Source organism: Burkholderia reimsis (genome assembly GCF_003294055.1).
Classification (GTDB): domain Bacteria; phylum Pseudomonadota; class Gammaproteobacteria; order Burkholderiales; family Burkholderiaceae; genus Burkholderia; species Burkholderia cepacia.
On sequence record NZ_QMFZ01000003.1, the window covers coordinates 183527 to 209705 of the forward strand.

Below are 26179 nucleotides of genomic sequence, written 5' to 3' on the forward strand. Positions count from 1 at the left end.
CCCCGCCGGCCCGCGCGGGAAAAGAGCGGTGCGCACCGCGAAGGCGGCGCGACGATGGGCATGATCCTACGTCCCGTCCCCGTTACAGTCCAGTGGACTATCTTTCAACGGGTTACGGTCGTTACAGAACGCAATTGGACGATGACGAATCGATTACACGGCGTGCCGCCGGGCCGGTGCGCCGCCGATCTCGCGGGTGATTTTCGCGATGCATTCGTGCAGCGCGGGTACCACGTGTTCGTGCAGCCATTCGGGCGGGCACTGGTGCGACGCGCCGCCGCAATTCACCGAATAGCGCTGCCCCGACGGGCCGACGAAACCGGCCGCCACCGCATTCAGGCCCTCGCGCCATTCGCCGATCGCGATCGCGCAACCGTCGCGCATCGCGTCGTCCAGCGCGGGGGTCAGGCGCGCGGACACGTGCGGCCAGTCGTCGCCGGCCGTGGTGCGCAGCGACTCGAGCAGCAGGCGGCGTTCGTCGTCCTCGAGTGCGGCGAGATACGCACGGCCTACCGCGGTGCGTGCGATGTCCATCCGCGAGCCGATCTCGAGACGCGTGACGAGCACGGCCGAGCGCGGCCGGATCACGTCGATCGCGACCATGTCGAGCCGGTCGCGCACCGCGAGGTGCACGGACAGCGACGTGCGTTCGGCCAGCTCGATCATGAACGGCCGCGAGCGCGCGCGGATGTCGAAGTTGCGCAGGAAGCCGTGGCTCAGTTCGAGCACCGACGCGGTGAGCACGAAGCGCTCGCTGTCGGGCAACTGAAACAGGAAGCCGGCGCTGACGAGCGTCGCGGTGATGCGCGAGACGGTCGGCTTCGGGATGCCGGTCAGTTCGGTCAGCTCACGGTTGCTGACGGGCGCGTCGGCAGCCGCGATGCGGCGCAGCACCGCGAGGCCGCGGGCGAGGGCGGTGATTTCGTCGGGCGAGGATTCACGGTCCCGCGACGCGGGAGGGGTTACAGTGGTCGACACGAGGGATTCTCTCTATTTCCGAAACTCGATTTCAATTTTGTTGGTTTTGTAGGACTATTGTCAAAGGATGCATGTTCCGCGGGTGAACCGGTCATGGGATGAGATTTTACGGGTTCACCCTTGGTTTATTAGGAAAACGCTCAAATGAGCGTTGCCAGAAAGTGCATGAACCGGTGCAAATACCGCTTGACTTGTCGGGCGGAAACGGAAAGAATGTCTCACGTTTTCGAAACATCGTTTCAAGAGTTTAACCGGCAACGATGTTTCGCGCAGTCTCTCAGGTTCTAGCACGGCCCTCGGAATGGCTAGAACTTTTTTAGCGCCACGGTCTCCGTGGCGCTTTTTTTTGCCCGTTTTCCTGCTCGCCCGCCCGGACGCGTCAGGCCCGTATTATCCCCCGATCGTTGAAACCCCCCGTTTTTACCTGCGCGGCGTCTGCTCGCGCGTGCGCCTGACGCGATTCGCACGCGCAAAAAAAAGCGCGATGTCCGCACTGGGCATCGCGCATCAAACGGCGTGGAGCGCCGACGAATGATCGGTGATGAAGAAAGGGACGCCCGGTCAGGGACGCCCGGTTAGGGACGCCCGGTCAGGGACGCCCCCGGCCGGGCACCCGGCCGGCGGGCGGCGCCTCCTCGCGCGGCCCGGTCAGGCCTTCGCGAGCTTGATGCTGGTCTGCTCGGCCGTCAGGTAGCCGACGCTCGCGCCGAAGCGGTCCTTGAAGTTCGCGCGCACGAGCGGGTCGAGCGTCGGCTTGACCTTGTCGTGCAGCGGCGATTCCCAGTCGCCCGCGTGCTGGAAGTTGCTCATGATGTACGTCCAGCCGTTGATCTCGTCGACCGCGTGCAGGCCCGTCGATTCCGCGCCGGCCGGGCACGACAGCACGCGCACCAGCGACTTCGTGTCGACGTTGTAGGCCCACAGGAAGTTGTTCACGTGCATGCCCGAGTCTTCGCCGATGAAGAGCGTGCGCAGCTTTTCGGAGAACTTCAGGTTGTCCGGGTTCGCGATCTTGTCCGGGTTCGCGAGGTTGCCGAGCCCGTCGGCCGCGGCGAGATCCTCGCCGACGAGCGCGGCCGGCGCGCCCATGTCGACCGGCACCCATTCGCTGTCGATCGCGCTGCCCGTCGTGTCGCGCTGGCTGCCCTTCAGGTTCAGCGCATAGACGGCGCCCGCGGCGATCTTCTTGTCGACCGCGACGTCGCGCGACGCCGCATTGCCCTTGACCATCGACGTCTCGATCCGCGACATCGCCGTGTAGACGATCTTGTCCTTCGCGTTCACGGTCGTGCCTTCGAGCTTCGTGAAGCCCATGCTGCCGCCGAGCAGTGCCGCGTAGCGGTGCGTCTCGAGGAACGCGGCCGCCTTTTCCATCCCCGGCTTCACGCGCATCCAGTTGAACTTGCCGCCGAAGTGGACCTTCGTGTAGCTCGCATCGTTCGGGTCGGTGGTCACCAGGTCCATGATGTCCGATGCCTTCAACGTGTTCGCGAGCGCCTCGATCTCGCTGCTCGTCGCGTGGCCGATCCTGATCCACGTGAGCGTCGCGGTGCCGGCGCCGGCCGACGAGGTCTGCGTCCACTTCGCGACATACAGCGTGCCGGCCGACAGGTCGGCGGCCTTGTCGGCGACGAACATGAACAGGCCGCCGTTGGTGGCGTCGTCACCCATCATCACGGTGCGCTGGTCCGGCATCACCTGGATCAGCTCGTGCGAGATGCGGCCGAGGCAATAGTGCTTCTTCACGGTGCCCGTGCCGTCGGGATTCACGGTGATCTCGGGCAGGTGGCCGTAGTGGTAGGGGTTCGCCTTCGTCTCGTCGCCGAACGTGTTCTTGCTGAACGCCTTGAACTGCGCGTCGGTCGCGGCCTTGGTCGCGTCCGGCTCGTACTCCTCGCTCGACAGGTGCGTGCCCCACGGCGACAGGCTCGCGCCGCACGTGATCCACAGGCCGTGCGCCTTCGACGTGTCGACGTTGTGGTACTTGACGACCTTCAGCGCGCCGTTGGCCGGATCCTGGTCGAGCGTCAGCACCGCGATCGGCGACGGCAGCTGGCCGTACTGCGATGCGCTCGCCTGGTCGCGCGTCGTGTATTCGAACTGCACGACGGCGAACACCGTGTTGCCTTTCACGCCGGGCACGTTCGCGTTCTTCAGCGTCAGCAGCGAGCTGCCGTCCGGGCAGTCGGAATAGAACTGGCGCTCCTTGCCGGCAACCGAGCGGTCGATGATCGGCTGGTTGTTGATGTCGTAGTAGCCGCCCGCGAGCGTCGTGCCGCCCTTGCCGTCCGGCACCATGTCGCCCGTCACGAAGAACGGCCGGTACGCCAGCTTGAAGTTGCGCGCCGAACCGTCCGAGAACGACACCGACAGCGTCGAGCCGACCGTCGTCGTGGCCATCGCGGCCGCGTTGTCGAGCGTGGGTGCGGCCATCGCCGAGAACGTCGCCGACGTGTACGCGGCGGCGACCGGGGTCGGCGTCGACGCCGGATTGTCGTCGCCGCCGCAACCCGTCAGCAGGGCCGGCAGCGCGAGGCCTGAAAGGGGAAGCATCGGCGCGCCGGCGAGGATCTTCAGGGCCTGACGACGGGAAGCATTGGGCAACGCGGGCATGTGGAGTCCAGTTTCAGTTGTTGGAAGAATGGCCTTCGCGAAGCAGGCGCTCGGCAAGCTCCGCGAAGGCAAATTGAAAACTGGACGGAAGTGTAAGGACGCTCGATGAAAGTTTTTTGAATTGAAATCGTAATGGCGGGCCGGGCGTTCGTCAGGGGCTCAATCGCGTTCGGGCGTCGCCGAGATGCGGTGGATCGACAGGTCCGCGCCGTCGAACTCGGCTTCCCGGTCGAGGCGCAGCCCGACGGTCGCCTTCAGCGCACCGTACACGAGCGTACCGCCCGCGGTCGCGATCGCGATGCCGCCGAGCGTGCCGACGAGCTGCGACATGAACGACACGCCGCCGAGGCCGCCGAGCGCGGGCAGGCCGAACACGCCGGCCGCGAGGCCGCCAAGCGCGCCGCACATGCCGTGCAGCGGCCACACGCCGAGCACGTCGTCGATGCGCCACTTGTTCTGCACGCAGGTGAACATCGCGACGAACAGTGCGCCGGCGGCCGCGCCCGTGACGAGTGCGCCGATCGGGTGCATCACGTCGGAGCCCGCGCATACCGCGACGAGGCCCGCGAGCGGCCCGTTGTACGTGAAGCCCGGGTCGTTGCGGCCGGCCATCCACGCGGCGAGCGTGCCGCCGACCATCGCCATCAGCGAGTTCACGGCGACGAGGCCGCTGATCTTGTCGAGCGTCTGCGCGCTCATCACGTTGAAGCCGAACCAACCGACCGCGAGCACCCACGCGCCGAGCGCGAGGAACGGGATGTTCGACGGCGGGTGCGCGGCGATCCGGCCGTCCTTCGCGTAACGGCCATGGCGCGCGCCGAGCAGCAGTACGGCCGGCAGCGCGACCCAGCCGCCGAACGCGTGCACGACGACGGAGCCCGCGAAATCGTGGAACGGCGCGCCGAACGCGTGCGTGAGCCAGGCCTGCACGCCGAAGCGTTCGTTCCACGCGATCCCTTCGAAGAACGGATAGATGAAGCCGACGATGATCAGCGTCGCGACGAGCTGCGGATTGAACTTCGCGCGCTCGGCGATGCCGCCGGAGACGATCGCGGGAATGGCCGCCGCGAAGGTCAGCAGGAAGAAGAAGCGCACGAGCGCGTAGCCGTTGTGCTGCGACAGCGTGCCGATGTCGTCGAAGAACTCGACGCCGTACGCGATCGTGTAGCCGATGAAGAAATACGCGAGCGTCGACACCGAGAAGTCGACCAGGATCTTCACGAGCGCGTTGACCTGGTTCTTCTTGCGGACCGTGCCGAGTTCGAGAAATGCAAAGCCCGCGTGCATCGCGAGCACCATGACGGCGCCGATCAACAGGAACAGTGAGTCGACGCCGGATTTCAGACCATCCATGCCGTGGCTTCCTTGCGCAAAAAACGGGCAAGGAATGCAAATATCGAGCCAACTTGGTGAGCCGCCGCATGGAGTTGGTGCCCGGGCGCCGCGTGGTGAGGCATTCCGATGAATCGTGCACGGGAAGAGGGCGTAGCCGGCGCAGCCCGAGCGCGATGCCGGGTGCACGTGTGTGGTGCGGTGCGTACGGAACTGGTGCGTGCGACGAGCCGGTTGGTGCGGCGTGGTGCGCGATGGTGCGTCGCGGCGCACCAGCCGGCGCGTCAGTGGCGCGCGAACAGCGGGGGCGGCCGCCGCAGCCGCAGCGCACACACCGACCAGTAGGCGGCGACGGTTGTCAGCCCCAGCGCGGCGAACGCGAGCGCCGCGAAGCCCGTGAGCGACTGGCCGTCGGCGTCGGGGCCGAGGATGCCTTGCGCGACGATCAGCGCGGCCGTCCAGAAGCCGATCACGGCCTGCGCGAGCAGGCGCGCGGCTGCGACGCGGCGCGGGCGCCCGGATTCGGCCAGGCGGTGCGGCGACCGCGGGCGCAGACACAGGAACAGGGTGGCGGTGAGCAACGCGGCCAGGGCGATGAGCCAGTTGACGAGGAAATCCATGAGAAAAAGGGGGCACGTCCGAAGCGGGTTGAAGCTCGCCCACTTTAGAGTCCTCGCGTGCGCGATTGAATCAGACGAGTCCGAAATTGAAAGCCATTTTTAATGGCGGGGCTGATTGGCCCTGTTCAACAGGCGGTATCATCGACGTCGGTCCAACCACGAGGCCGCGCCACGCGCGGCCGGAGATTGCTGATGAAGATGAAGACATCGCGGGCGCGTCGCGTGCCCGGGTCCGTACTGGCGGCCGTGGCCGCCGGTGCGCTGCTGTTGCTCGCGGGCTGCGAGAAGTCCGGTGCGCCGGTCACGCAACCCGATACGGCCGCGAGCGCGGCCGCCGATGCCGCGAACAACGCGGCCAAGGCGCTCGACCAGGTGGCGAGCACCGTCAACCAGCAGATCAACGCCGCGAAGGCCGGTATCGCGTCCGCGGCGTCGGCCGTGCCGCCGCTGTCCGCGAGCGGCCTCGCCTCCGCCGCGCAGGCGCAGATCGACGCGGCTGCTTCCGCGGTCGTCGCGCATGCGGCTTCCGAAGCCGGCGCGAAGATCGCCGAAGCCGGCAAGAAGCTCCAGCAGTGGAGCCAGCAGAATGCGTCGGGCGCCAAGCCCGCGAGCGGAGAGTGACGCGGGCTTGCATGATCCGCGAAATGTAATTATGATAGTTACACATGTCGCCGGCCGCAGGATGGGCCGGCGTCGTCAAGTGGGTGAGGAATGAATACCAGCAGCCGGTTCGCGTTTGCCGTCCACGTGCTTGCCTTGCTGTCGATGCAGGAAGGCGTGCCGCTGTCGTCCGACATCATCGCGGGCAGCGTGAACACGAACCCGGCGCTGATTCGCCGCCTGCTGTCGATGCTGGCGGCTGCCGGGCTGACCACGTCGCAGCTGGGCGCGGGCGGCGGTGCGCTGCTGGCGCGCGAGCCCGGTGCGATCACGCTGCTCGACGTATATCGTGCGGTCGACGATGCGCAACTGTTCGCGCTGCACCGCGAGGCACCGAATCCCGCGTGTCTCGTCGGGCGGCACATCCAGGTCGCGCTGACCGACTACATCGGCGACGCGCAGCGCGCGATGGAAGCCTCGCTTGCCACGCGCACGCTGGCCGACGTCACGGCCGACGTGCTGGATCTGGAACAGCGTACGCAACATGACGTGCGCGCCGGCGGGTAACCGGCGGCAGGGCAGGAAGCCGGACGGCGCGCATGCGCGGTGTCCGGCGCAACGGGGGCTTTGCCCCGTTTTTTTCGATCTTATCTGTAATTGAAGTCGTTACATATTTTGCTTACTGGAGAATCGACATGACGCAACGTACCCTGAATATCGCGCTGTTCGGCGCCACCGGCACGATCGGCTCGCGCATTGCCGCGGAAGCCGTGCGACGCGGCCATCGCGTGACCGCGCTGTCGCGCCATCCCGGCGCGGCCGGCGACGGCATCACCGCGAAGGCGGCCGACCTGTTCGACGCGGCCAGCATTGCGGCCGCGCTGCCGGGTCATGACGTCGTCGCGAGCGCGTACGGCCCGAAGCAGGACGATGCGACGAAGGTCGTCGCGGCCGCGAAAGCGCTGGTCGCCGGCACACGCGAGGCGGGCTTGAAGCGGCTCGTGGTGGTGGGCGGTGCAGGTTCGCTCGAAATCGCGCCGGGCAAGCAGCTGGTCGACAGCGAAGGCTTTCCTGAAGCGTACAAGGCGCAGGCGCTCGCGCACCGCGATGCGCTCGCCTACCTGAAGACGGTCGACGATCTCGACTGGACGTTCTTCGCGCCGGCCGCGATGATCGCCCCGGGCGAGCGCACGCGCACGTTCCGCACGGGCGTCGGCAAGCTGATCGTGGATGCGCAGGGCAACAGCAGGATCTCGACGGAAGACTACGCGGTCGCGTTCGTCGATGCGCTCGAGCAAGGCAGCTTCGTGCGCGAGATCGCGACGGTCGCGTATTGAGCGGCGCGCCGGCCGGCGCGTGAGCGCCGGGCCGGCCGCGACGTGCAGGAACGCCAGGCGATTCCACCTTGACGGGCGGGATCGCCTGTTTCGTCTGGAGCGGGCTGCGTGCCGGCAGACGCGCACGACCCGCACGTGTACCGGATCGGTATTTACACCGGTCGACGCGGCGAGGCGGTTTTCATATTGTTCCCCGTTGTGCAGGATGAATAGAATAAATTTCTATCTACGAGGGACTGGAGAAATGGACGCCATCGATCGCAAGCTGCTGGAGCTGTTGCAGGCGGATGCCACGCTGCCGATCGCGGAACTGGCACAGCGCGTGAACCTGTCGCAGACGCCGTGCTGGAAGCGTGTGCAGCGGCTCAAGGAAACCGGCGCGATTCGCGCGCAGGTTGCGCTGTGCGATCCGCGCAAGCTTGGGGTCGGCACGACCGTGTTCGTCGCGATCCGGACGAACCAGCACACCGAGGAATGGGCGCAGCGGTTCACGCAGGCCGTGCGCGACATGCCGGAAGTGGTCGAGGTGTACCGGATGAGCGGCGAGACCGATTATCTGCTGCGCGTCGTGGTGGCCGGCATCGACGATTACGACCGCGTCTACAAGCAGCTGATTCGTACGGTGCCGCTGTTCGACGTCAGCTCGTCGTTCGCGATGGAGCAGATCAAGTATTCGACCGCGCTGCCCGTGCGCGACCTTGCCGAGCCGGCGTAGCGCGGCAATGAAACGGCGCGGGCGTGCAGCGCGCCCGCGGGTTCAGCGGCCGCGCGCCAGTGCGCGTGCGCGCTCGTCGGCCAGTGCGTCGCGGCGCACGAAATCCGCGACGAACGGGCTGGCCGGATGGTGATGCAGTGCGTACGGCGTGTCCCATTGCGCGAGCTGGCCATCCTTCATCACGCCGATCCGGTCGGCGATCGCGAACGCTTCCGCCTGGTTGTGCGTGACGAGGATCGCGGTGTGGCCCGTGCGTTTCAGGATGTCGCGCAGCTCGAACGCGAGCCGCTCGCGCGTATCGACGTCGAGATTCGAGAACGGCTCGTCGAGCAGCAGCAGTTCCGGTGACGGCGCGAGCGCACGGGCGAGCGCGACGCGCTGCTGCTGGCCGCCCGACAGCTCGTGCGGATAGGCGCTGCCTGAATCGGCAAGGCCGACCAGATCGAGCATTTCCGCCACACGCATGCGCCGTTCGGTCTTCGGCATGCGCCGCAAACCGAACGCGACGTTGTCGGCCGCACTGAGGTGCGGAAACAGCGCGTAATCCTGGAACATCATGCCGATGCGGCGCCGCTCGGGCGGCACGTCGAGCGACGGCGCCGCGACGGGCGCGCCGTCCAGCACGATGCGCCCCATGCGCACCGGTTCGAAGCCGGCGATCGCGCGCAGCACGGTGGTCTTGCCGCAGCCCGACGCACCGAGCAGGCAACCGATGTCGCCGCGCGGCAGCGCGAGGCTCAGGCCGTCGACCACCGTGCGGCGGCCGTGCGGCGTGTCGTAGGCGAGGCAGAGGTCATCGAGTTCGAGCAGGTTCACGGTGTCAGGCTCCGATCTTGTGGCGGGTGCGGGCGAGCAGGATCACGGGCACGAGCCCGGCCAGCACGATCGCGAGGGCGGCGACCGCGCCTTCCTCGTAGGTGCCGCGCGCCGCTTCCGCATACAGCCAGGTGGCGAGCGTGTCGAAGTTCAGCGGACGCAGCAGCAGCGTCGCCGGCAATTCCTTCATGGCGTCAACGAACACCAGCAGCGCGCTCGTGGTGAGCGCGGGCCGCAGCAGCGGCAGGTGCACGCGGCGCAGCGTGCCGCCGGCCGTTTCGCCGAGCGAACGCGCCGCCTGTTCCAGCGACGGCGGGATGCGCGCGAGGCCTGCCTCGATGCTGCCGGCCGGGATCGCGAGAAAACGCACCGTGTAGGCGATCACGAGCGCGGCCGCCGAGCCCATCAGCAGCAGCCCGTCGCGGCCGAGTGCCGCGCCGAACAGCCGGTCGGCCGCCGCGAACGGGATCAGCAGGCCGATCGCGAGCACGGTGCCGGGCACCGCATAACCGAGGCTCGCGATTCTCGCGCAAACGCGGGCCGGGCCCGCGCCTGCGCTGTCGCGTTGCGCGCGCGCGGCCCATGCGACGACGAGCCCGCACGCGAGTGTCGCGACGGTGGCGGCGGTGGCGATCGTCAGCGTGTTCGCGAGCCCCGTCATCAGTTGCGCGGACACGCCGCCGACGAGATGCAGCCGCTTGGTCGTCTCGACCGCGAGATACGCGGCCGGCGCGCCGAAGCCGAGCAGCACGGGCAGCCAGCCGAGCACGGCGGCGCCCCATGCGGCCGTGCCCGTCAGGCGGCGCGGCGCGATCGGCCGCATGCGCCGGCCATGCGCATAGCGCTGGCGGCGGCGCCCGTAGCGTTCGAGCACGATCATGCCCACGACGATCGCGAGCATCGCGAGCGCGATCTGTGCGGCGCCGGCAAGATCGGACCGCGTGATCCATGTCGTGTACACGGATACCGTCAGCGTCTGCACGCCGAGGAATTCGGATGCGCCGATATCGTTCAGCGTTTCGAGCAGCGCGAGGCTCACGCCGACCGCGATCGCGGGCCGCGCGAGCGGCACGACGACGCGCCAGAACGTGGCGATGCGTCCCGCGCCGAGCGTGCGCGCGGCTTCGAGCAGGCTCGCGGACTGCGTGACGAACATCGCGCGCGTGCTCAGGTAAACATAGGGATACAGCACGAAACCGAGTACGAAGATCGCGCCGGGCAGCGAGCGCAGGTCGGGCAGGCGGAACTGGCGCGGGCTGTCGAAGCCGAGCAGCCAGCGGATCGCGCCCTGTACGGGGCCGATCGGGTGCAGCAGGTCGAGATACGCGAACGCGACGATGTAGGTGGGCACCGCGAGCGGCAGCAGCAGTGCCCATGTGAGCACGCGTCGGCCGGGAAAGTCGTAGGCGGTGACGAGCCACGCGCAGCCGGTGCCGACGATCGACACGATCGTGCCGACGCCCGCGAGCAGCAGCAGCGTATTGACGAGTGCCTGCGGCAGCACGAATTCGGCGAGATGCCGCCAGTGCGCGAGATCGGCGTCGAACGCGGCGGCCACGAGCACCGCGAGCGGCGCCGCGACCGCCGCGGCGATCGCCAGCGCCGCGAGCAGCCACACGCTGCCCGCGCGCGGCAGCAGGCGCGGCCGGCACGCCACGCGGCGCGCGCCGGCGGTGGTTGCGTCAGTTGTCAAAACCGACCTTGTCGACGAGCTGGCTCGCCTGCTTGCGATGCTTCGCGATGTCCGCCAGCGGCAGCGGGTCGATCTTCAGCGTGCCGAAGCCGGCGATCACCGGATCGAGTTTCACGTTCGCGCGCACCGGGTATTCGTAGTTCGCCTGCGCATACAGCGCCTGCGCTTCCGGCGACACGAGGTATTCGAGCAGCTTCACCGCGTTGGCCTTGTGCGGCGCGTGCTTCGCGACCGTCGCGCCGCTGATGTTGACGTGCGTGCCGCCGCTCTTCGCGTTCGCGAACGTCGGCCGCACGACCTTGATCGCATCGCCCCACTTGCGTGCGTCGCTGCCGGGCTCCGCATTCTTCATGTGGCCGACGTAGTAAGCATTCGCGAGGCCGACGTCGCAGATGCCGCCGAGGATGTCGCGTGCGACGTCGCGGTCGCCGCCCGTCGCCTTGCGCGCGAGGTTCGCCTTCACGCCGCGCAGCCATTTCTCGGTCGCGGCTTCGCCGTCGTGCGCGATCATCGCCGCGACGAGCGCCGTGTTGTACGGATGCTGGCCCGAGCGGATGCAGACCTTGCCCTTCCATTTCGGATCGGCGAGATCCTCGTAGCGGAACGCATCGACCTTCAGGTCCTTCTCGACGTACAGCACGCGATCGCGCAGCGACAGCGCGTACCAGTCGCCGTTCGCGCCGCGCAGGTTCGCGGGAATCGCGTCGTCGAGCGTCTTCGAGCGCACCGGCTGCGTCAGCCCGCCGTCGACGAGATCGAGCAGGTTGCCGACGTCGACCGTCATCAGCACGTCGGCCGGCGACTGCGCGCCTTCCGCCTTCACGCGCTCGAGCAGGCCATCCTTCACGAACACCGTATTGACCTTGACGCCACTCTGCTTGGTGAACGCCTCGATGAGCGGCTGGATCAGCTTCGGTTCGCGGGTGGTGTACAGGCTGACTTCCTCGGCCGCGTGGGCCGGCGGCGCGAAGGCAGCGGCGGCAAGGGCGAGGGCGCCGGCGAGCGGCAGCAGGCGGGTGCGCGGATTCGACATGAAGACTCCGGAGGGGCAGGTGGACGAAGGGAGCGTTCCGGGGCGCGCCTGCCGCTCGATCGACCCGGAACATTACAAAATGAAAGACTCGGGATTCTAGATCGAAATGGGAACCGTTATCAAATGAAAGATAACGACGGGCGGGCGGAGGACGGGAAAGGGGAGCGGAAGCGGGGAGCGGAAACGGGGCGTCGCGGGACGGGCGCAAGCGCGTAGAATGCCCGCTTCGATGAATTTGACGGAGTCGCCCCGACCATGAACGATCAGCGCAAGAAGAACCCAGTCCGCAACGTGAGCATCCTGATCGTCGTGGCCGTGCTGCTCGTGATCGGGACGATCCTGTACAACGCGATTTCGCAGAAGCACGCGTACGACGAAGCCCATCCGGCCGAGGCCGCGAACGCCGCGTCGCACTGACGTGCCGATGCGCGGCCCGGCGGGCCGCGCACGTGGCGTCGATGTGAAGGGGATGAGTGCCCGGCTGCTGGCGCGGCTGATGCCGCGCGGAGCCGGGAACGAAGCGGGCGCCGGAACCGGCGCGCCGCGTACGCAGGTCAGCCGTGCGTCAACGTGACGCAGGTGCGAATTTCGGGCGGATCCGTGCGTAGAACACGGCCGCGAGCAGCGCGAGCCACGCCGCGCCGACATACAGCGCGACACGCGTGTCCTCGAACCAGCCGAGCATCACGATCACGAAGCCCATGAACGCGATCGTCAGCGCCGGCGCGACCGGCCACAACGGCACCTTGAACTTCAGCGCCGCGACTTCGGCGCTCGACAACCGGCGGCGCATCGCGACCTGCGACAGCAGGATCATCAGCCAGACCCACACGGTCGCGAACGTCGCGATTGCCGCGACCATCAGGAACACGTCCTTCGGCATCAGGTAGTTGAGCAGCACGCCGGCGAGCAGCGCGACCGCCATCACGAGCACCGTGACCCACGGCACGCCGTGCCGCGACGTCGTCATCAGCACGCGCGGTGCCTGGCCCTGGCGCGCCATCCCGAACATCATCCGGCCCGCGCCGAAGATGTCGCTGTTGATCGCGGAGATCGCCGCGCTGATCACGACCAGGTTGAGGATCGTCGCAGCCGACTTCACGCCGAGCGCGGAGAAGATCTGCACGAACGGGCTGCCGTCGCTGCCGACACCCGTCCACGGGCTGATCGACATCAGCACGACCATCGTCAGCACGTAGAACAGCAGGATGCGCGCGGGCACCGCGTTGATCGCGCGCGGAATCACGCGCTCCGGATCCTTGGCTTCGCCGGCGCTCATCCCGATCACCTCGATCCCGCCGTACGCGAAGATCACGACCGACAGCGACGCGATCAGCCCGCCGACGCCGTTCGGCAGGAAGCCGCCATGGTTCCACAGGTTCGCGAACGTCGGCACGTCGGCCGAATGGCCGAAGTGCATGCCGGTCAGCAGGATCGCCACGCCGCCGCCGATCATCGCGACGATCGCGCCGACCTTGATGATCGACAGCCAGAACTCGAGTTCGCCGAACACCTTCACGTGGCACAGGTTCAGCCCGCAGATGATCGCGACGACGCCGAGCACCCAGATCCATTGCGGGACGTCCGGAAACCAGAAGCCCATGTAGATGCCGAACGCGGTGATGTCGGCGATCGCGACGATCACCATTTCGAGCGTGTAGGTCCAGCCGGTGACGAAGCCGGCAAACGGGCCGAGGTTCTCGGTCGCATAGTGGCCGAACGAGCCGGCGACGGGTTCGCGCACGGCCATCTCGCCGAGCGCGCGCATGACCATGTAGACGGCCGCGCCGCCCAGGATGTACGCCAGGATCACGGCCGGGCCCGCGAGCTGGATCGCGGACGCCGAACCGTAGAACAGGCCCGTGCCGATCGCCGAACCCAGCGCGAGAAAGCGGATGTGCCGCGCGCTCAGGTGGCGCTGCAAGTTTTTCATCGTGTCTCCGATATCGTTATGCGACGGACCGGGCGAGCGGGGCCGGTCCGATTGCCTCAAGTTGTATAGACAACTTGAATGTGAACGAATGATAACAAGCCGGGCCGGGTGACCGGAATCGGGTATTCCCTGACTGGCGCGACGGGCGCAACAGGGGGACGGGCGGTCGCGCAGGGAAGGCGCGGGCCGCCTGGAAAGCTCGGATCATGCTTCGGGGATCGCTGAATCGGGGAGCGCCGGCAGGCGATCCGCGGCATGCGCGGGCCGGCCACCGGCGGGGTAAAGCCGCGGTCAGGCGGGCAGGCGGATCACGCTTGCATCCTTGCGGATCAGCAGCGACGACGCGAGCATCTGCTTGCACTGATGTGCGAGCACCTTCAGGTCGTGCGTGAGCTCGGCACCCACCGCATCGGATTTCTCCGCGGACACGACCATCGCGTCGAGGTCGCGCGTGATCTGCTTCGACGCGTCGAGCTGATCGGCGGGCGGCGGCTCGCCGGCCTCGGCCTTCTCGAGATTGTCGAGCACGGCGGCGAGGCCGCGGTGCAGCGCGTCGTCGTGAAGGATGTTGCCGTCGGCTGCGCAGGCCGTGCGGATCAGCGGCGCGGCGGCCGTGATCTGCGCGCCGAGCACGTGGGTCTGCACGAGCAGGTCGTTCAGTTCCGGCACGAAGCGCTGGTGCGCCTTCGGCTCGATCATCATCCGCTGGAACGCCTGCCCGAGATTCGCGAACGCGATGTGTACGTCCTTGCGCGCGAGGCGGTAGCGGTAGTCGTCGTCGAGGGTCGTGGCCGGCGCCTCGATGGCCGCGGCGACGACCGGCACGACGGCCGCGCCGTCGGCGGCCGGCACGGCCGGCGGCGACACGCCGCGCCCGGCCCGCCACACGGCCTCGAAATACTTGCGGGTCGCGGTGAGCATGTCGGCCACCTGCTTGCCCATCAGCCGGTATTCCCAGTACGGGAACAGCCGGCTCGCGGCGATCGCGATCATGCAGCCGACCACGGTGTCGATCGCGCGCTCGCCGATGATCCGCATGCTGCCCGGCGCCAGCAGGTGGAACATCAGGAGCACGTACGACGACGTGAACACGACGCTCGCCGCGTAGTTGAACAGCAGCAGGCTGTAGCTCATCACCATCGACCCGAACATGATCGCGATCAGCAGGTGCGGCTCCTTCACCGTGTAGATCAGCGCGATGCTGGCCGCGCAGCCGATCAGCGTGCCGATGATCCGCTGTGCGTTGCGCTGCTTGGTGAGCGAGTAGCCGGGTTTCAGGATGATGATGGTCGTCATCACGATCCAGTACGCGTTCGTGAGCGGCAGCAGCCGGCCGAGCCAGAACCCGACCGCCACCGCGATCGTCACGCGCAGCGCGTGGCGGAAGCTCGGGGAACGCATGTTCAGGTTCGAGAAGATCAGGAGTGGCGACATCCGGCGGCGCTGCAGGAAGCGCGTGAGCGCCTTGTCGATCTTCAGTTCGGTTTGCTGCGGATCGGCGTGGCCCGACAGGTTGCGGCGCATCCGGTCGATCAGGCGCGTCGCGCTCCAGATGCGCCGGAACGTGGCGAGCACGGCCGCATACGCCTCCGCGTTGGTGGCCGGGAAGTTCTTCTTGCGCATCAGCTCGATCTCGTACTCGATCGCGCGCAGCTCGGCCTTCACGCTGATCCGCGAATGCGGGGCGCGGTTTTCGAGCACCGCGAGGCCGATCTCCTCGAGATCGGCGGCCGCCTTGCGGATCAGGTCGCGATAGAAGATGATCAGGTCCGAGCCGCCGAACGTGTTGCGCACCAGCGGGTAATCGGTGTGCGCGCCGACGAACAGCTCGTGCAGGTCGACGCTGTTGATGAACAGGTTGTACATCGTCGTGCGGCCGGGATCGAGCTTGCCGCGGCGCAGTTTCGGCAGGTTGCGCAGCACGATGTCGCGCGCGGTTTCCTGGGTTTCGACCGCCGTGATCTGCTTGGCGACGAGATTGCGGTAGCACTCGTCGAGATCGGCATCGAGGTCGTAGAACTGCGCGCGCGCGAGCAGGTAGTCGGCGCAGGCGAACAGGCTCTCGGCCAGCGCCTGCTGCTCGATCCGGCGCGCCTGCCATCGCGACACGAGCGTGGCCCAGTACGTGTACCAGAGGCCGCCCGCGAGAATCCAGCCGGCGTTGATGAACGCCTGCAGCGGCGTGAACTTCTCCTCGAGCGTCATCACCATCATGAACAGTGTCGCGAAGCTGATCTGCGGCCAGCGGTTGCCGTAGACGACGATCAGCGACAGCACGAAGGTGAGCGGCACGATGGTGAGCCACAGCACGAAGATGTTCGGTGTGGCAAGCCCGGTCGCGAGCGCGGCCAGAAAGCCGATCACGCTGCACGCGAGCATTTCGTTGTGCTTGTACTTGAGCGGGCCCGGCATGTCGACGACGCAGGCGCCGAGCGCGCCGGTCGAGATCGTGAAGCCGAGCTCGCGGTTGTGAAACACGATCAGGCACAGCACGGCCGGCAGCGACACGCCGACCGCGATCCGCAGGCCGCCGAAAAAGTACTGGCTGTAGAAAAACTTTCTGATTTCGACCGAATAGCGCATCGATGGACTGAATGGCTGACGAAGACGCCCGGGGCGGCGTATTGACTGGCGACGAGTCTATCGTATTTCGCGGTCCGCAAAACCTGGCTTTCCGGCCGAGGTTCGCGGAGGCGGTCCATTTGCTATCCTTGGTGATCCTGTTCGCCCGGCCCTGCCCGCGCGAGGTTCCGACGCCTGCTTCATGCTCCATCTCTTCTATTCGAACCGTCACGAAACGCTGGCCGACGCGCTGCTCGAGGATCTGGCCGCGTTCCCGGCCCGCAACGGCCCGTGGGCGCCGCAACAGGTCATCGTGCCGAGCGCGGCGCTGCGCCGGCGCCTCGAGCTCGACATCGCCGCGCGCAACGGCGTATGCGCGAACGTCGAGTTCACGTATCTCGCGCAGTGGCTGTGGGCGCAGATCGGCCGCGTGCTGACGGTGCCCGCCCGTTCGCCGTTCGCGCCCGACCGCCTCGTGTGGCGCTGCTACCGGTTGTTCGCGCAGGCATCCGACGGTGCGCCGTGGCTCGCGTCGCCGCGGCTGGCCGCGTATCTGTCCGCGTCCGACGATGCGATGCGCTACGAGCTTGCCCATCGCGTCGCGGCCGTGCTCGACCATTACCTGACCTATCGTCCCGAGTGGCTCGCCGCGTGGCAGGCCGGCGAGTCCGTGCTCGCGGGCGACGGCGCGCCGCGCGGGATCAGCGACGCCGCGCGCGACGACGAGCGCTGGCAGGCCGCGCTGTGGCGTGCGCTGCTTGCCGAGCTGAGCGACAGCGGCACGCCGCCGGCGCACCGCTTCCTCGTCGACGCGCGCCATCTCGATCCCGAAACCGTCGCGCGCGCACGCACGCACTGGCCGGAATCGGTCAGCGTGTTCGCACTGCCGACGATGCCGCCGCTGCACGTCGCATTGCTGCGCGAACTGTCGCGCTGGATCGACGTGCGCGTCTATGCGCTGAACCCGTGCCGCGAATTCTGGTTCGACATCGTGACCGCCGCGCATGCCGAGGCACTCGACGCGGCCGGGCGGCTCGACTACCAGGAGGTCGGCCATCCGCTGCTCGCCGAATGGGGCAGGCAGACCCAGGCGCAGCTGCACATGCTGCACGAACTGACCGAAAGCGCCGCGTCGGGCGACGCGGCGCGTTTCGTCGAGAATCCCGCGCCGACGTGGCTCGCGCGCGTGCAGAACGCGATCCTCGAACTGCGGCCCGAGGCCGAAGCCGGCGATGCCCCGGCCGAGCGCGGCATCGAGGTGCACGTGTGCCACAGCCTCGCGCGCCAGCTCGAGGTGCTGCACGACCGGCTGCTCGCGTGGTTCGACGCGGACGCGAGCCTGCAGCCGTCCGACGTGCTCGTCGCGGTCGCCGATCTCGCGGCGGCCGGCCCGCTGATCGATGCGGTGTTCGGCACGGCCGGCAGTGGCGGTGCGCGCGTGCCTTACCGGATCACCGGCCTGCCGCCTTCGCAGGCGAACCCGGTCGCGCGCGTGCTGCTCGACTGGCTCGCGTTGCCGGAGCGGCAGGTCGGTGCGCCCGAGCTGGTCGAATGGCTGCGCGTCGACGCGGTGGCGGCACGCTACGGCATCGATGCGACGGCGCTCGAGACCGTGCAGACCTGGCTCGCGGCCGCCGGCGCGCGGCGCGGGCTGTCGCCGCTCGCGAGCGACGATGCGGCCGTGCCGTCGCCGCGTCATACGTTCTCCGATGCGCTCGCGCGGCTCTTTCTCGGTTATGCGATGCCGGAAGGCGCGGCGCCGGTCGGCGCGTGGCTGCCGATCGAGGCGGCCACCGGCAGCGAGGCCGAACTGCTCGGCCGGCTCGCACGCTTCACCGACGATCTCGACGGCTTCGCGCGGCGGCTGGCCGAAGCGCATACGCCGCACGGCTGGAGCGAACTGTTCGCCGACACGCTCGCGCGTTTCTTCGATTCGGGCGCCGCGTATGCGGATGCGCTCGCGGGCGTGCGCGACGCACTCGACGCGATGCTGGCCGCGATGACGGAGGGGGCGCCCGACGAAGCGCTGCCGGCAGCCGTCGTCCGGGCCGGGCTGGCCGCCGCGCTCGACGATCCGGCGCGCGGCGGGGTGCCGTGGGGCGGTGTCACGTTCTCGTCGCTGACGAGCCTGCGCGGGCTGCCGTATCGCGTCGTCTGCCTGCTCGGGATGGACGATGGCGTGCTGCCGAGCCTCGCGCGCGCGGACGAATTCGACCTGATGGCCGTGTTGCCGAAGCTCGGCGATCGCCAGCGCCGCGACGACGAGCGCAACCTGTTTCTCGACCTGCTGCTCGCCGCACGCGACCGGTTGCTGATTGCCTATACGGGCCGCAGCATTCGCGACAACGCGCCGTTGCCGCCCGCGGCACTCGTCGACGAATTGCTCGACCATCTCGCGCTCGTCACGGCGGGCCCAGACGCCGCGCCGGACGCAGTCGATGCCGCGCGGCGCGCGTTCATCGTCGAGCATCCGCTGCAGCCGTTCGCGGCCGCGTATTTCCAGCCCGGCAGCGCGCTCGTGTCCTATGACGCCGAGCGGGCGACGCTCGCGTCGCTGCTCGCCGCCGAAGCGTCGCGCGACGGCCCGCGCGAATTGCCGTTCTTTGCGCAGCCGCTGCCGGCCGAACCGGTCGAGCCTGTCGCATTCAGCGAATTCGAACGCTTCTGGCGCCATCCGGCGCGTGCGTTGCTGCGCGGCCGGCTCGGCATCGTGCTTGCCGACGCGCAGGCCGAACTGCTCGATACGGAACCGTTCGCGCTCGACTTCGCCGGCAGCGATGCGCTCGCCGAGCGCGTGCTGCCGCTGCTGATCGAATCGGACGAGGGCGGCGTGCACGATCATGCGCTGCGCATCGCGGACGCGAGCCCCGAACTGCCGGGCGGCGCGACAGGCGCCGTGTGGCGCGACCAGGCGCTCGGCTCGATGACGCAGCTGGCATCGAACGTGCGTCGTGCGCTGGCCGACGGGATGGAGCGGCGGTCGTTCACGCTCACCGTCGTGCCCGCGTGGCCCGACACCGAGCAGACGCTGTTCGGCGCGCACGACGCGCTGCTGTCGGGCGACGCGGTGAGCGCGCCGCTTGAACTGCACGGCACGCTGAACCGGCTGACGCAGGCCGGGCAGATCATCTACCGTTATGCGAGGCCGAGTGCGCGCGACTACCTGTCCGCGTGGCTTGCGCATCTCGTCTACTGCGCGATCGAGCCCGGCGGCCCGCGCCGCACCCTGTGGTTCGGCAGCGGCGGCGCGTTCGAGCTGACGCCGGTCGCCGCGCCGCTCGAGCAGCTCGCACCGCTTGCCGCGCTGTTTCGCGCGGGGCGGCGCATGCCGCTGCGGTTCTTTCCGCGCAGCGCATGGGCGCGGGTGTCCGACGGCGAGGCCAAGGCCGCGAGTGTCTGGATCAACGAGCGGGTCGTGAGCGAAGCCGACGATCCGGCCATCGCGATCGCATGGCGCGGCGCGCATGCGTCGCTCGACGAGCCGTTCGCCACGCTCGCGCGGCTCGTGTTCGATCCGCTCGTCGAGCATCTGAAGGAGGTCGCATGAGCGCCGTGTCGCAGCCGCAGCAGGCGCTCGAACTCGACGTGTTCGCGTGTCCGCTCGACGGCGTCAACCAGATCGAGGCATCGGCCGGCACCGGCAAGACCTGGAACATCTGCGCGCTCTATGTGCGCCTGCTGCTGGAAAAGGATCTCGGCGCGGACGAAATCCTCGTCGTGACCTTCACGAAAGCGGCGACCGCGGAGCTGCACGAGCGGATTCGCGGCCGGCTCGCGCAGCTTGCGCATGCGCTCGACACGGGTGACGACGGCGGCGATCCGTTCATCGAGCGCCTGCTCGAGACGACGCTCGGCGAAGGTGGCGAGCTCGATCCCGAAACGGCCGCGAAACGGATCCGGCGTGCGTTGCGCGCGTTCGACCAGGCGGCCATCCATACGATCCACGCGTTCTGCCAGCGTGCGCTGCAGGAAGCGCCGTTTGCGGCCGCGATGCCGTTCGCGTTCGACATGGAGGCCGACGATGCGTCGCTGCGCTTCGAACTCGCGGCGGATTTCTGGCGCACGCGCGTCGAACCGGCGGCCGCACGCTGGCCGGGTTTCGCGACCTGGCTCGTCGAATCGGGCGCCGGGCCGGCCGCGCTCGATGCGCAGCTCGCGCGCCGGTTGAAGAAGCCGCTCGCCGCGCTGCGCTGGGACGGCGTGACCGAGCCCGACGAATCGGCCGAGGCCGCCGCGGCCGAATGTTTCGCTGAGGCCGGGCGGATGTGGGCGGCCGAGCGCGAAGCGATCGATGCGTTGCTGCGCGCCGCGCAGCCCGCGCTCAACCAGCGTTCGCACAAACCCGAAGCGGTTGCCGATGCGCTCGCCGCATGGGCCGCGCATTTCGCGCAGGGCGACGCGACGGCTGCGCTGCCGAAGGCCGCGCTGAAGCTCACGCGCACCGCGCTCGTGAAGGCGACGAAAAAAGGCGGCGCGACGCCCGAACACGCGTTCTTCGACGTGGCGGACGCGCTCGAGGCGGCCGTGGCGGCGGCTGAAGCCGCGCAGCGCGCGCGCTGGCTCGCGCTGATCGCCGAATGGCTCGACATGGCGCCGGGCGCGCTGGCCGAGCGCAAGCGCACGCGGCGCATCGTGTCGTTCGACGATCTGCTGGCGAACCTGTACCACGCGCTGCATGCGCATCCGTGGCTCGCCGAGACGCTGCGCGCGCGCTATCCGGCCGCGCTGATCGACGAGTTCCAGGATACCGACCCGCTGCAGTTCGCGATCTTCGACCGGATCTTCGCGCCGGGCGGCCCGTTATTCCTCGTCGGCGATCCGAAGCAGGCGATCTACAGCTTCCGCGCGGCCGATCTGCATACCTATCTGGCGGCGCGCGCGCGGGCGAGCGCGTGCTACACGCTCGCGGTCAACCAGCGTTCGACGCCCGCGATCGTCGATGCGTGCAACCGCTTCTTCATGTCGAATCCGCGCGCGTTCGTGCTGGACGGGCTCGACTATTACGCGGTGCGTGCCGGCACGCGCGTGCGCGCGCCGTTCGTCGACGAAACCGATCCGGGCCCGTCCGGCGACTTCCGGGTGTGGGCGTTGCCTGGCGGTGAAGGCACGTTGCTCAAGCGTGATGCGCAGGCACAGGCCGCGCAGGCCTGCGCCGCCGAGATAGCCCGCCTGATGCGGGGCGCGCGCGAAGGGCGCGTGCGGCTCGGCGAGTCGCCGCTGTCGCCGGGCGATATCGCGGTGCTCGTGCAGACGCACCGGCAGGGCAGTCTCGTGAAGCGCGTGCTGGCCGCGTGGGGCATCGGCAGCGTGGAACTGGCGCAGGCCTCGGTGTTCTCGACCGGCGACGCGGAGCAGCTTGAACGCGTGCTGGCGGCGATCGATGCGCCGGGCGACCTGCGGCGGCTGCGCGCGGCGCTCGCAGCCGACTGGTTCGGCCTCGATGCCGGCGCACTGTGGCGGATGGAGCAGGGCGACGGCGATGCGTCACACGAAGCGTCCGCGGCCGACAGTGCCGACGCGATGAGCTGGGTCGAGCGCTTCTCGCGGTACCGGCTGCTGTGGCGCGAACGCGGTTTCGCGGTGATGTGGCGCACGTTCACGCGCGAATTGCGGATCGCCGAGCGGCTGATGGCCGGCGCGGACGGCGAGCGTCGCGTGACCGACATCAACCATCTGGCCGAACTCACGCAGGCACGCGCGTCCGCGCAGCCGGGCATCGCGCCGACGCTGCGCTGGCTTGCCGCGCAACGGCTCGACGGCGGCGGCGAGGAAGCGCAGTTGCGGCTCGAATCCGATCGCAACCTCGTGCAGATCGTCACCGTGCACAAGTCGAAAGGCCTCGAATACGCGATCGTGTTCTGTCCGTTCCTGAACGACGGCGGGTTGCGCGAGCCGCCCGCGTCCGCGTTGCCCGATGCGCGCGAATACCACGACGATGCGGGCGACGCTGTGCTGCATTACGGGTGCGACGACGAGGCGGCCGCGCACGCGGCGCGGCAAGCGCTGCGCGAGCAGGCCGCGGAACGCGCTCGGCTCGTCTATGTGGCGCTCACGCGTGCGGTCTATCGCTGCTACGTCGTCGCCGGGCCGTACCTGTCGTCGCGCTCGACGCGCGAGGCGCGACGCAGCGTGCTGAACTGGCTCGTCGCCGGCGCGGGCCAGTCGTTCGATGCGTGGCTCGACGAGCCGCCCGACGAAGCCGCGCTCGATACGGCGTGGCATGCGCTCGCGGGCGGCCCCGTGAGCGTCGCGCCGCTGCCGGCGCCAGCGCGCCCCGTGCGTCTGGCGGCCGGGCACGACGCGTCGCAGACGCTCGCGGCGCGCCATGCGACACGCGTGCTGCGCGATGCCTGGCGGATGGCCAGCTTCAGTTCGCTGACCGCGTCGATGGCGCGCGAGGAGGCGGGCGTCGCGGCCGTGCCGGATGACGAACTGCGGCCCGACCACGATGCGCTTGCCGCGGTCGCGCCGGATGCCGAATGGCTGTTGGCCGATACGGTTGCGCCCGAACCGCCGGACGACGACATCCTCGTGTTCCCGCGCGGCGCGGCGGCCGGCGAGTGCCTGCACCGCCTGTTCGAGCTCAGCCGGTTCACGGAGCCCGAGTCGTGGCCGAAGGCCGCGCTCGGTGCGCTGCACGACCGGCCGGTCGAGGCCGGGCCCGAACTCGCGACACGTCTGCCGGCGATGATGGCGCAACTGGTCGATGACGTCGTGCACACCGAGCTCGTGCCGGGCATGCGGCTCGTCGATCTCGATCCCGCGAAGCGGCTCGACGAAATGGGGTTCCTGTTCCCGGCGCCGTCGCTCGACCTGATGGCGCTGCGCCGCCTGCTGGTCGCGCACGGCTACCCGGACGTTGCACTGGAGGCGGGCATGCTCGCCGGTTTCATCAAGGGTTTCATCGACATGATCGTCGAACACGACGGCCGCTTCTGGATCGTCGACTGGAAGTCGAACCATCTCGGCACGACGCCGGACGCCTATGGCCCACGCGCGCTCGACGTCGCGATGGCCGACCACGCGTATCACCTGCAGGCGCTGCTCTATACGGTCGCGCTGCATCGCTACCTGCGCGGGCGGCTGCCCGATTACGACTACGACACGCATGTCGCGGGCTACCTGTACCTGTTCGTGCGGGGTGTACGGCCCGGCTGGCGCAGCGGCGGCGAGCCGGCCGGCGTGCATGCGCGGCGGCCCGCGCGTGCGCTTGTCGACGCACTCGACCGGATGATGGAAGGGGGCCGAGGATGAACGCGCAGGACGATACGCTCGAATTCACCGGCGGCCTCGTCGCGCGGCTGCCCGAGCCCGCCGATTTCGGCATCGCGCTCGCGGAAGGTTTCGCGAGGCGGATCGGCGATCTCGCTCGCCGCGCCGGCGCGCCGGCCGCGGCCGCGCGCTGGGCGGCGCGCGCCGCGTTCGCGACGAGTCGTGCGACCGCGGGCGGCCACGTGTGCGTCGCGCTCGGCGCGCTCGCGCAGCGCTACGAAACACCGCTCGACGAGGTTCGCGCGGCGCTCGCCGCGAGCGGCGTGGTCGCGTTCGGCACGCTCGCGCGTGGCGACGAGCGGCCGCTGATCGTCGACCGCCACGACCACCTGTACCTGTCGCGCTATTTCGACTACGAACGGCGGCTCGCCGATGCGCTCGTCGCGCAGGCCGGTGCGACCATGCCGGACGAAGGTCTTGCGCCCGACCGGCTGCGCGACAGTCTCGCGCGTTACTTCGGGCCGGCGAACGGCGAAGTCGACTGGCAGCGCGTCGCGGCGATCGTCGCGCTGACCGGCCGCGTGACGATCGTCAGCGGTGGCCCGGGCACGGGCAAGACGACGACCGTCGTCGGCGTGCTGGCCTGTCTGCTCGATGCGCATCCGGGGCTGCGCGTCGCGCTGGCCGCACCGACCGGCAAGGCCGCGCAGCGGATGCAGGAAGCACTGCATGCGCGGGCCGGCGACCTGCCACCCGAACTCGCGGCGCGCCTGCCCGATACGTCGTACACGCTGCACCGGCTGCTGGGCGGCGGCGGGGCGGCCGGTTTCCGGCATCATCGCGACAATCCGCTGCCGTACGACCTGATCGTCGTCGACGAGGCATCGATGATCGACGTCGCGCTCGCCGCGCATCTGCTCGATGCGCTCGCGCCGGGCGCGCGGCTCGTGCTGCTCGGCGACAAGGATCAACTGGCCGCGGTCGAGGCGGGTGCCGTATTTGCGGAGCTGAGCGCGCGACCGGCGTTTACCGCCGCGGCGCGCACGCGCATCGCGCAGGCGCTCGGCATCGACGAGGCGGCATTCGTCGCGGCGCTGCCGGTGCAGGACGAGGCCGCGACCGTGGCCGCGGCCGTTCCCGCTGCGCATCCGGTTTCCGCCGCGTCCCGCGTTCCGGCGCCGCCATCGGCGCTTGTCGCTACACGCAAGCCGGCGTCGCGACGGAAGGCCGATGCGAGACAGGCATCGCTCTTCGACGACGAACCGCAGGATGACGAAGTTTCGTCGTCCAACGTCGCGCCGCCGCCGGCCGAAACCGGTGAAGCCGGCGATGCAGGCGAGCCTTCCGCATGGATCGAGGTCGACGAACTGGCGTGGCTCGACGCCGTCGAGCTGCCGCCGTTCGACGCAGGCGACGTGGCGCTTGCGTCGGTCACATCGAACCCGCCGGGCGAACCAGCCGCCGCGTCCGCCGCGCCCGCACCCGCACCCGCACCGCTCGCCGACTGCGTCGTCTGGCTCGAACGCAACTACCGCTTCGGTCTCGATTCGCCGATCGGGCGGCTGTCGCTCGCGATCCGCAGCGGCGACGTACAGGCCGCGCTCGACGCGCTGCCCGCCGACGATTCGGCGGCCGCGTCGTTCCATGACGATGCGGGCGAGTCGCTCGCGACGTCGACGCTCGAGCGGCTCGCGCGGCGGTTCGGTGCTTACCTCGACGCGTTGCGCGACGCGCTGGCCGCGCCGGTGCCCGATCCGCTGCCGCTGTTCGACGCGCTCAACCGGTTCCGGATCCTGTGCGCGACCCGCAGCGGCTTGCGCGGCGCGGAGCACGTCAATGCGCTCGTGGCCGCGCACGTGCGCCATGCGGCGCGCGTGCCGCTGGCGGTCGGCGCGCACTGGTTCACGGGGCGGCCGATCATGGTGACGCGCAACGACTACGCGCTCGGGCTGTTCAACGGCGATATCGGCATTGCGCTGCCCGACGCGCACGGCGTGCTGCGCGTGTGGTTCCGGCGTGCGGACGGCACCGCGCGCGCGGTGTCGCCGGCCGCGCTGCCGCCGCACGAAACCGCGTTCGCGCTGACGGTCCACAAATCGCAGGGCTCGGAATTCGACGAAGCCGCGCTCGTGCTGCCGGCATCGTTCGGCCGTGTGCTCACGCGCGAACTCGTCTATACGGCCGTCACGCGTGCCCGTACGCGCGTGCAGGTGATCGGGCCGCGGCGCGTGCTGGCGCAGGCGGTCGCGACGCGCACGCAGCGCGATTCGGGGCTCGCGGCACGCGTCGACGAGGCGCTTGCACGGCGCCGCATGGAGGCGTCGCGATGATGATCCGCTATACGCTCGATCCGGCCGAGGTCGAATGGACGGCCGTGCGCGCACAAGGCGCCGGCGGGCAGAACGTGAACAAGGTGTCGAGCGCGATTCACCTGCGCTTCGACATCCGCGCGTCGTCGTTGCCGCCTGTCATCAAGGAGCGGCTTCTCTCACTGTCCGACCAGCGCATCACGCGCGACGGCATCGTCGTGATCAAGTCGCAGGGATACCGCACCCAGGAGAAAAACCGCGAGGCCGCGCTGGCGCGCCTCGATGCATTGATCGCCGGCGTTGCGTTCACGCCGCGCGCACGGGTCGCCACGCGGCCGACGCGCGCGTCGAAGGAGCGGCGGCTCGAGCACAAGTCGCGCCGCAGCGCGGTGAAGTCGGGAAGAGGGAAGGTGATCGACTGACGAA

General features: G+C 69.1%; 18 protein-coding genes. 9 read left to right on the forward strand and 9 right to left on the reverse strand.

Features of this window, described 5'->3' with window-relative positions:
* Positions 1–153: 153 nt before the first annotated feature.
* From DPV79_RS05700 to DPV79_RS05715, 4 genes are all read right to left on the reverse strand, one after another.
* Positions 154–978: an IclR family transcriptional regulator gene (locus DPV79_RS05700; protein WP_057056455.1), complete on the reverse strand. Its 825-nt coding sequence runs from the start codon at positions 976–978 to the stop codon at positions 154–156.
* Positions 979–1626: 648 nt separating this feature from the next.
* Positions 1627–3591 (reverse strand): PhoX family protein, encoded by a 1965-nt coding sequence (locus tag DPV79_RS05705; RefSeq protein WP_113044983.1) that lies wholly within the window; start codon positions 3589–3591, stop codon positions 1627–1629.
* Between the two features lie 159 nt (positions 3592–3750).
* A complete protein-coding gene (locus DPV79_RS05710) occupies positions 3751–4944 on the reverse strand; it encodes an ammonium transporter (protein WP_048024422.1) in 1194 nt (397 codons plus the stop codon).
* 263 nt (positions 4945–5207) lie between these two features.
* Complete coding sequence (locus DPV79_RS05715; protein ID WP_113044984.1) at positions 5208–5543, reverse strand: hypothetical protein; 336 nt, start codon at positions 5541–5543, stop codon at positions 5208–5210.
* Between the two features lie 192 nt (positions 5544–5735).
* On the opposite strand from DPV79_RS05715, the gene DPV79_RS05720 reads away from it, so the two are divergent.
* From DPV79_RS05720 to DPV79_RS05735, 4 genes are all read left to right on the forward strand, one after another.
* A complete protein-coding gene (locus DPV79_RS05720) occupies positions 5736–6164 on the forward strand; it encodes a BCAL1086 family glycoprotein (protein ID WP_021159399.1) in 429 nt (142 codons plus the stop codon).
* Between the two features lie 90 nt (positions 6165–6254).
* Complete coding sequence (locus DPV79_RS05725) at positions 6255–6710, forward strand: Rrf2 family transcriptional regulator (RefSeq protein WP_113044985.1); 456 nt, start codon at positions 6255–6257, stop codon at positions 6708–6710.
* Positions 6711–6838: 128 nt separating this feature from the next.
* Positions 6839–7480: an NAD(P)-dependent oxidoreductase gene (locus tag DPV79_RS05730; protein ID WP_113044986.1), complete on the forward strand. Its 642-nt coding sequence runs from the start codon at positions 6839–6841 to the stop codon at positions 7478–7480.
* Between the two features lie 244 nt (positions 7481–7724).
* Positions 7725–8195 (forward strand): Lrp/AsnC family transcriptional regulator, encoded by a 471-nt coding sequence (locus DPV79_RS05735; RefSeq protein WP_006484401.1) that lies wholly within the window; start codon positions 7725–7727, stop codon positions 8193–8195.
* Between the two features lie 42 nt (positions 8196–8237).
* Here the strand turns inward: DPV79_RS05735 and DPV79_RS05740 are convergent, their stop codons facing one another.
* From DPV79_RS05740 to DPV79_RS05750, 3 genes are read right to left on the reverse strand one after another with little or no spacing between them, the layout of a single operon-like run.
* Positions 8238–9011, reverse strand: a complete 774-nt coding sequence (locus DPV79_RS05740; protein ID WP_021159403.1) for an ABC transporter ATP-binding protein — start codon at positions 9009–9011, stop codon at positions 8238–8240.
* 4 nt (positions 9012–9015) lie between these two features.
* A complete protein-coding gene (locus tag DPV79_RS05745; RefSeq protein ID WP_113044987.1) occupies positions 9016–10704 on the reverse strand; it encodes an ABC transporter permease in 1689 nt (562 codons plus the stop codon).
* Positions 10694–11737, reverse strand: coding sequence for a Fe(3+) ABC transporter substrate-binding protein (locus DPV79_RS05750; protein WP_021163380.1), 1044 nt, complete (start codon positions 11735–11737; stop codon positions 10694–10696). The genes DPV79_RS05745 and DPV79_RS05750 overlap by 11 nt, the downstream gene beginning before the upstream one ends.
* A gap of 255 nt (positions 11738–11992) precedes the next feature.
* Here DPV79_RS05750 and DPV79_RS05755 point away from each other — a divergent pair, with 255 nt between their 5' ends.
* Entirely contained in the window at positions 11993–12154 is a 162-nt protein-coding gene (locus DPV79_RS05755) for a hypothetical protein (RefSeq protein WP_113044988.1), read from the forward strand.
* A gap of 148 nt (positions 12155–12302) precedes the next feature.
* Here the strand turns inward: DPV79_RS05755 and DPV79_RS05760 are convergent, their stop codons facing one another.
* Together DPV79_RS05760 and DPV79_RS05765 are read right to left on the reverse strand one after the other, a co-directional pair.
* Positions 12303–13670 carry an amino acid permease gene (locus DPV79_RS05760; RefSeq protein ID WP_048024431.1) on the reverse strand — a complete coding sequence of 456 codons (1368 nt, stop codon included), beginning with the start codon at positions 13668–13670 and terminating at the stop codon, positions 12303–12305.
* A 291-nt stretch (positions 13671–13961) separates the two neighbouring features.
* The gene (locus DPV79_RS05765) at positions 13962–16253 is read right to left on the reverse strand and encodes an FUSC family protein (protein WP_059681896.1); all 2292 of its coding nucleotides are present in this window, start codon (positions 16251–16253) and stop codon (positions 13962–13964) included.
* Positions 16254–16434: 181 nt separating this feature from the next.
* Here DPV79_RS05765 and recC point away from each other — a divergent pair, with 181 nt between their 5' ends.
* From recC to arfB, 4 genes are read left to right on the forward strand one after another with little or no spacing between them, the layout of a single operon-like run.
* The gene (recC, locus tag DPV79_RS05770; RefSeq protein WP_113044989.1) at positions 16435–19779 is read left to right on the forward strand and encodes an exodeoxyribonuclease V subunit gamma; all 3345 of its coding nucleotides are present in this window, start codon (positions 16435–16437) and stop codon (positions 19777–19779) included.
* Positions 19776–23486 carry an exodeoxyribonuclease V subunit beta gene (recB, locus tag DPV79_RS05775; RefSeq protein ID WP_113044990.1) on the forward strand — a complete coding sequence of 1237 codons (3711 nt, stop codon included), beginning with the start codon at positions 19776–19778 and terminating at the stop codon, positions 23484–23486. Before recC ends, recB begins: the two co-directional genes overlap by 4 nt.
* Positions 23483–25774: an AAA family ATPase gene (locus tag DPV79_RS05780; RefSeq protein ID WP_113044991.1), complete on the forward strand. Its 2292-nt coding sequence runs from the start codon at positions 23483–23485 to the stop codon at positions 25772–25774. The genes recB and DPV79_RS05780 overlap by 4 nt, the downstream gene beginning before the upstream one ends.
* Positions 25771–26175, forward strand: coding sequence for an alternative ribosome rescue aminoacyl-tRNA hydrolase ArfB (arfB, locus tag DPV79_RS05785; protein WP_113044992.1), 405 nt, complete (start codon positions 25771–25773; stop codon positions 26173–26175). Before DPV79_RS05780 ends, arfB begins: the two co-directional genes overlap by 4 nt.
* Positions 26176–26179 lie beyond the last annotated feature (4 nt).

Excerpts from the sequence above, each read along its gene's own strand:
- DPV79_RS05705 (WP_113044983.1), bottom strand. The coding sequence starts at position 3,591 with ATGCCCGCGTTGCCCAATGCTTCCCGTCGTCAGGCCCTGAAGATCCTC.
- DPV79_RS05710 (WP_048024422.1), bottom strand. The coding sequence starts at position 4,944 with ATGGATGGTCTGAAATCCGGCGTCGACTCACTGTTCCTGTTGATCGGC.
- DPV79_RS05715 (WP_113044984.1), bottom strand. The coding sequence starts at position 5,543 with ATGGATTTCCTCGTCAACTGGCTCATCGCCCTGGCCGCGTTGCTCACC.
- DPV79_RS05720 (WP_021159399.1), top strand. The coding sequence starts at position 5,736 with ATGAAGATGAAGACATCGCGGGCGCGTCGCGTGCCCGGGTCCGTACTG.
- DPV79_RS05725 (WP_113044985.1), top strand. The coding sequence starts at position 6,255 with ATGAATACCAGCAGCCGGTTCGCGTTTGCCGTCCACGTGCTTGCCTTG.
- DPV79_RS05730 (WP_113044986.1), top strand. The coding sequence starts at position 6,839 with ATGACGCAACGTACCCTGAATATCGCGCTGTTCGGCGCCACCGGCACG.
- DPV79_RS05735 (WP_006484401.1), top strand. The coding sequence starts at position 7,725 with ATGGACGCCATCGATCGCAAGCTGCTGGAGCTGTTGCAGGCGGATGCC.
- DPV79_RS05750 (WP_021163380.1), bottom strand. The coding sequence starts at position 11,737 with ATGTCGAATCCGCGCACCCGCCTGCTGCCGCTCGCCGGCGCCCTCGCC.
- DPV79_RS05755 (WP_113044988.1), top strand. The coding sequence starts at position 11,993 with ATGAACGATCAGCGCAAGAAGAACCCAGTCCGCAACGTGAGCATCCTG.
- DPV79_RS05760 (WP_048024431.1), bottom strand. The coding sequence starts at position 13,670 with ATGAAAAACTTGCAGCGCCACCTGAGCGCGCGGCACATCCGCTTTCTC.
- DPV79_RS05765 (WP_059681896.1), bottom strand. The coding sequence starts at position 16,253 with ATGCGCTATTCGGTCGAAATCAGAAAGTTTTTCTACAGCCAGTACTTT.
- recC (WP_113044989.1), top strand. The coding sequence starts at position 16,435 with ATGCTCCATCTCTTCTATTCGAACCGTCACGAAACGCTGGCCGACGCG.
- recB (WP_113044990.1), top strand. The coding sequence starts at position 19,776 with ATGAGCGCCGTGTCGCAGCCGCAGCAGGCGCTCGAACTCGACGTGTTC.
- DPV79_RS05780 (WP_113044991.1), top strand. The coding sequence starts at position 23,483 with ATGAACGCGCAGGACGATACGCTCGAATTCACCGGCGGCCTCGTCGCG.
- arfB (WP_113044992.1), top strand. The coding sequence starts at position 25,771 with ATGATGATCCGCTATACGCTCGATCCGGCCGAGGTCGAATGGACGGCC.